We start from the raw sequence: 6,280 nt of genomic DNA on the forward strand, positions 1-6,280 counted from the left end.
TCCCGCGGCCGCGAGGGCGCCCGCCCGTCCTCAGAAGACGAGCGTCGCGATGCCGAGCAGCTTCATCTCCGAGTCCGTCGCGCTCGTCTCGGGCGCGAGGCCGCGGCGGCGGAACTGGTCCCAGCGGACCGCGACGTTGAACACCGCCGATCCCTCGAGCACCTGATAGCCGAGGCTCGCCTCGCCGGCGAGGAGGAGATCGGCCTTGTTCCACATCTTCATGACGTCGCCCTGCAGCGAGAGCAGCACGGACGGCGGCAGGAGCACCGTCCAGCGCAGCCGCCCCGCGCTCGCCGCGACCGGGACGTCGGACTCGGTCGCCCAGGCCGCCGAGTGCGCGATGTGGGCGTCGCCGTAGTAGCGGACGAACGAGGCCTCCACCGGCGACGCGTAGTAGTAGAGGCGCATCGTGTCGCCGAGGAGCGGCAGCGAGCCCTCGAAGCACGGCAGCGTCGCGACCTGCGCGAGCACCTGCACGCCGAGCGCGGGGTAGCGCGCCACCTCGACGCGGCCGAGCACGAAGCGGAACTCGCGGCGCCCGATCATGAAGGCGCCCTCGACCTCGCCATCGGAGGGCAGGTAGACCTCGGTCTCGCCGCCCGTGAACATCCGCAGCCGCAGCCGCGCCGACTTCCCGAACCCCTCGGACCAGAGCCCGTCCGCCTGGGCGCCGAAGTAGAGGAGGACGCCCGGGTTCTCGCGGTCCTTGTCGAGCTGCATCCCGCCGAACCGGCCGGCGACGCCGCTCGCCATCGCGTAGCGCCAGTGGCCGATGGTCTCCTCGGGGTGGAGCGGCGCGGCCTGGGCGCCCGCCGGGGCGATGGGCGACTCGCCGATGGCGCCGCCCTGGATCGTGCCCGAGGGCGCGCGGGCGCCGGGCCGCCGCGCGGGGGCGGGGACCGGGCGGCCGGCGGGCGGGAGCTGCGGGTCGAGCTGCGAGAGCGGCCGCATGCCGGAGGGCGGAGGCGGGAGCGGCACGTCGCCGTCGTAGGAGGGCGGCGGCGGCGGCGGCGGGAGCACCTCGTCCTCGGCGAGGGCGAGGGCCGGCAGCCCGAGCGCGACGGCGATCGCGACGGCGAGGCTTCTCATGCGGACGTCTCCCACGGTTGGCTAGAAGCGGAACGTCGCGCCGCCGCGGATGAGCAGCGGCACGCCCGCCTCCGACGAGAGCGGCGCGCCGGTGTCGACCTCGGCGAACAGCCCGAGGACCCCCGTGAAGCGGAGCTCGGTGGCGACGCCGAGGAGGAGCCAGCGCCACTCCATCGAGCGATCGCGCGCGTTCGACATGTCGAGGGCGAGCCGGACCTGGATCGGGACCTGGGGCGAGATCCAGCGCACGCCGGGCCGGAGGGCGAAGTTCGTGTCGGGGTCGAGCCCGAGCACGAGGCCGACCTCGGGGCGGAGGTTCAGCGCCTCGAGGTCGTACCCGAGCGTCGCCTCGATCTCGGAGATCCCCGCGCCGCCCTTGTCCTCCCCCTCGGAGAGCCCGAGCTCGCCGCCGCCGCCGTAGGAGAACGTCGCGGCGAAGCCGGTGGGCGTGTAGGGCTCCTGGGCGGAGGCAGCGAACGGCGCGGCCGCGGCGAGCGCGGCGAGGACGGCGACACGAGCGGGGCGGAGCATCGCGCGGAGCCTACCGCTCGCCTGCACCCCGGGCAAGGACGCGCCGGCGCGCCGCGCGCGCCCACACCGGCGGGCCGGGGGTGGTTGCCCGCCGTCCGTCGTACGGCTAAAGGGAGTGCCCGTGACGCTCCCCGACATGCCCGCACCTGTGCGGACGCTCGACACCTCCGGACGGCTCTGCCCGTTCCCGATCGTCGAGACCGCCAAGGCGGTGCGCGTGCTCGACGAGGGCGCGGTGCTGCTCGTCATCTCGACGGACGCGGGGATCGCCACGGACATGCCGATGTGGTGCAAGGCGACGCGCAACGAGCACCTCGGCACCTTCCGGGACGGCGCGTCCTGGAAGAGCTTCGTGCGCAAGCGCGCGCGCTGAAGGAGCGGAATGCGCAAGCAGGGCAAGGCCATCGCGATGATCTCCGGCGGGCTCGACTCGACGCTCGCGCTCGCGCTCGTGCGGCGGCAGGGGATCGAGGTGAAGGCGGTGAACTTCTACACCGGCTTCTGCATCACCGAGACGCAGCGCCGCAAGGGCGGGCGCGCCGACGGGAGCGTCCCCCGCAACGAGGCGCTCCGCGCCGCCGCCGACCTCGAGGTGGACATCGAGTACGTCGACATCTCCGGCGCCGAGTACCTCGACATGCTCGTGCACCCGAAGTACGGGTACGGCGCCAACGCGAACCCCTGCGTCGACTGCCGCGTCTTCATGATGCGCAAGGCGAAGGAGATCATGGAGGCGGAGGGGGCGGACTTCGTCTTCACGGGCGAGGTCCTCGGCCAGCGGCCGAAGAGCCAGCGGCGCGACACGCTCCGCATCATCGAGCGCGACAGCGGCCTCGACGGGCGGCTCCTGCGCCCGCTCTCCGCGAAGCTCCTCCCGCCCACGCTCCCCGAGCTCGAGGGGATCGTGGACCGCGAGCTCCTCGAGGCGGTGAGCGGGCGCTCCCGGCACCGGCAGATGGAGCTCGCGAAGGAGCTCGGCGTCGTCGACTGGCCGCAGCCGGCCGGGGGGTGCTGCTACCTCACCGACGAGAGCTTCGCGAAGAAGTTCTTCGACGTGCTCGACTCCCGCGAGGCCGCGGGCGAGGAGCGGCGCATCGTGCCGGAGGACGTGGTGCTCCTCTCCACCGGCCGCCACTTCCGGCTCTCCCCGCGCGCGAAGCTCGTGGTGGGGCGGTCCGAGGTGGAGAACGCGCTGCTCGAGCACCACGTCCCGGGCCGCGCCCGGCTCGAGGCGAAGGACGTGCTCGGCCCGATCGCGCTCGTGGAGGGCGAGCCGACCTGGGAGGAGCGGATGCTCGCCGCGCGGATCGTCGCCCGGTACGGCAAGGGCAAGGACGCGTCGCGGGTGGCGGTGGAGTGGCGCGAAGGCGAGCTCGTCGAGACCTACGAGGTCGAGCCGGAGCGCGACGAGGCGCGCGTCGAGGCGCTGCGGATCTGATGAGGTGAGCGCCTCGTCCCCGCTCATGGCGGCGAGGGCGGGCGAAGCTCCCGGACCCCGTCCCGCGCGCCGGCGGGCGAGCCGCGACCTCCTGTCACGCGTCGCTCGGCCCGCGGCCGCCGGCTCGGCCGCCCCCTCTCCCTTCTGCACGCGCGCGCTCGATCCGCGCGGCGCCCGTTGGGGTGGCGGAGCGCGCGCTCCGTTCCCGGCCCGGGGCCGCTTTGCTACGTTGGCGCTGTCTGGCCGTGCGCTTCCCGGCCGCGAGCTCGGTCGATCTCCAGGTTCACTCGAGGTGATGGATGGCCCAGAAGCGCATCTACGCCTTCGGCGGCGGCAAGGCCGACGGCAACAAGGACATGAAGGACCTCCTCGGCGGCAAGGGCGCCGGCCTCGCGGAGATGTCGAACATCGGGATCCCGGTGCCCCCCGGCTTCACCATCACCACCGAGGTCTGCACCGAGTACTACCGCGCCGGCAAGCGCATCCCGAGAGGGCTCGAGGCGGAGGTCCGCGCGGCGATGAAGCGGACCGAGGCGCTCGTGGGCCGCAAGCTCGGGGACGCGAAGAACCCGCTCCTCGTCTCGGTCCGCTCCGGCGCCCGCGCCTCGATGCCGGGCATGATGGACACGGTCCTGAACCTCGGGCTCAACGACGCCACGGTGGAGGGGCTCGCGCGCCGCTCCGGGAGCCCGCGCTTCGCCTGGGACAGCTACCGGCGCTTCGTCGCGATGTTCGGCGACGTGGTGCTCGGCATGAAGCCCGAGCGCAAGGAGGACCGCGACCCCTTCGAGGAGATCCTCGAGCGGAAGAAGCGCGCGCGCGGCGTGCGCTTCGACTCGGAGCTCCCCGAGGACGCGCTCCGCGAGCTCGTCGGCGAGCTCAAGGCGGCCATCGAGGAGCACAAGGGGATCGCCTTCCCGGACGACCCCTACGACCAGCTCATGCAGGCGGTGGCGGCGGTGTTCCGCTCCTGGGACAACGACCGCGCCATCGCCTACCGGAAGCTCTACGGCTACCCCTCGGACTGGGGCACCGCCGTCAGCGTGCAGGCGATGGTGTTCGGCAACATGGGCGACGACTCCGGCACGGGCGTCGCCTTCACCCGCAACCCCGCCACGGGCGACGACCAGTTCTACGGCGAGTTCCTCGTGAACGCGCAGGGCGAGGACGTGGTCGCCGGGATCCGCACGCCGCAGAAGATCTCCGAGCTCGAGGCGCGCTGGCCCGAGATGGCGCAGCAGCTCGCCGACGTCCGGGCGAAGCTCGAGCGGCACTACCGGGAGATGCAGGACATCGAGTTCACCATCGAGCAGGGCAAGCTCTACGTCCTGCAGACGCGCACCGGCAAGCGCACCGGGCTCGCCGCGGTCCGCATCGCCGTGGACATGGCGCGCGAGCGGCTCATCTCGAAGGAGGAGGCGCTCCTCCGCGTCGAGCCCGAGGGGCTGAACCACCTGCTCCGGCCCATCTTCGACGCCGAGCGGAAGCAGGCGGCGCTGAAGGGGGGGAAGGTCCTCGCGAAGGGGTTGCCGGCGGGCCCGGGCGCGGCGAGCGGGCGGGTGGTGTTCTTCGCCGAGGACGCGGAGGCGTGGCGCGCGCGCGGCGAGAGCGTCGTCCTCGCGCGCCACGAGACCTCGCCCGAGGACATCCGCGGCATGGCCGCCGCGGAGGGCTTCCTCACCGCCTTCGGCGGCATGACCTCCCACGCGGCGCTCGTCGCGCGGCAGATGGGCAAGGTCGCGATCGTCGGCTGCGAGGCGCTCTCCTTCGACTACCACGCCCGCAAGATGCGGATCGCCACCGCCGCCGGAGAGAAGACCCTCTCCGAGGGCGACTGGATGTCCATCGACGGCTCCACCGGCGAGGTGATCGAGGGCCGGCTCGAGACGCGGCCGTCGCAGGTGCTCCAGGTGCTCGTGGAGAGGACGCTCGCGCCGGAGGAGGCGCCGGTCTACCAGGAGTTCGCCGAGGTCATGGCGTGGGCGGACGCGGCGCGGCGGCTCGACGTGCGCGCCAACGCGGACCAGCCGGACCAGGCGCGCGTCTCGGTGGCCCTCGGCGCGCAGGGCATCGGCCTCTGCCGCACGGAGCACATGTTCTTCGGCGAGGGCAAGATCGGCCCGATGCGCGAGATGATCGTCGCGGAGACGCTCGAGGAGCGGCGCGCGGCCCTGGCGAAGCTCCTGCCGGTCCAGCGCGAGGACTTCCGCGGCATCTTCGAGGCGATGGGCCCGCGCCCGGTCACGATCCGCACCATCGACCCGCCGCTCCACGAGTTCCTCCCGCAGGACGCGGCCGGCATCGAGGAGCTCGCGCGCGTCACCGGCAAGCCCATCGAGCGGGTCCGCGCGCGCATCGACGAGCTGCACGAGGCGAACCCGATGCTCGGCCACCGCGGCTGCCGCCTCGGCATCTCCTTCCCGGAGATCACCGAGATGCAGTCCCGCGCGATCTTCGAGGCGGCCTGCGACGTCGCCGAGCAGGGGGTGAAGGTCGAGCCGGAGGTGATGATCCCGCTCGTCGGCGCGAAGGGGGAGCTCGACGACCAGGCGGCGATCGTGCGCCGCGTCGCGGACGAGGTGTTCGCCGCGCGCGGCCGGCGGGTGAGGTACCACGTCGGCACCATGATCGAGGTCCCGCGCGGCGCGCTCACCGCGGGCGAGATCGCGAAGACCGCCGAGTTCTTCTCCTTCGGCACGAACGACCTCACCCAGACCACCTTCGCCCTGTCCCGCGACGACACGGGCCCGGTCATCGCCGCCTACCGCGAGAAGGAGATCTGGCCGGGCGACCCGTTCGTCTCCATCGACCGCGAGGGCGTGGGCGCCCTCATGAGGATCGGCGTCCAGGCCGGGCGCGCCACGAAGCCCGAGCTGAAGATCGGCATCTGCGGCGAGCACGGCGGCGACCCGGCCTCGGTCGGGTTCTGCCACGAGCTCGGGCTCGACTACATCTCCTGCTCGCCGTACCGGCTCCCCATCGCCCGGCTCGCCGCGGCGCAGGCGGCGCTGCGGGAGCGGGCCGCCGCGCCGAAGGCGAGCGCGAAGCGCGCGGGGAAGCGCGCCGCGGCGACCCCGTCGAAGGCGACGCGCGCGGCGCTCGCGCGCGGGAAGGGCCGGCGCGCGAAGCCGCTGCACGACGGGAAGCCCGCGGCCGCTGGCGCGACCGCCCGGGTCGGGGCCGGGCGCGCCGGGACGGCGCTCGCCAACGCGCCGCCACCCC

5 protein-coding genes are annotated in these 6,280 nt (G+C 73.6%); 3 read left to right on the forward strand and 2 right to left on the reverse strand.

Annotation, left to right across the window (positions count from 1 at the left end):
• Window positions 1–30: 30 nt before the first annotated feature.
• On the reverse strand, window positions 31–1,089 hold the full coding sequence (locus MNY60_RS17485) for a hypothetical protein (protein ID WP_242340641.1): 1,059 nt from the start codon (window positions 1,087–1,089) through the stop codon (window positions 31–33).
• Between the two features lie 21 nt (window positions 1,090–1,110).
• On the reverse strand, window positions 1,111–1,620 hold the full coding sequence (locus MNY60_RS17490; RefSeq protein ID WP_242340640.1) for a hypothetical protein: 510 nt from the start codon (window positions 1,618–1,620) through the stop codon (window positions 1,111–1,113).
• A gap of 121 nt (window positions 1,621–1,741) precedes the next feature.
• Here MNY60_RS17490 and MNY60_RS17495 point away from each other — a divergent pair, with 121 nt between their 5' ends.
• The 3 genes from MNY60_RS17495 to ppdK all read left to right on the forward strand — a co-directional run.
• On the forward strand, window positions 1,742–1,993 hold the full coding sequence (locus tag MNY60_RS17495) for a sulfurtransferase TusA family protein (protein WP_242340639.1): 252 nt from the start codon (window positions 1,742–1,744) through the stop codon (window positions 1,991–1,993).
• A 9-nt stretch (window positions 1,994–2,002) separates the two neighbouring features.
• On the forward strand, window positions 2,003–3,058 hold the full coding sequence (locus MNY60_RS17500) for an asparagine synthase-related protein (protein WP_242340638.1): 1,056 nt from the start codon (window positions 2,003–2,005) through the stop codon (window positions 3,056–3,058).
• A 299-nt stretch (window positions 3,059–3,357) separates the two neighbouring features.
• The coding region (gene ppdK, locus MNY60_RS17505) for a pyruvate, phosphate dikinase (protein WP_242361256.1) at window positions 3,358–6,280 on the forward strand (2,923 nt) is incomplete at its 3' end.

This window comes from Anaeromyxobacter sp. SG17 (genome assembly GCF_022690695.1).
GTDB lineage: Bacteria > Myxococcota > Myxococcia > Myxococcales > Anaeromyxobacteraceae > Anaeromyxobacter > Anaeromyxobacter soli.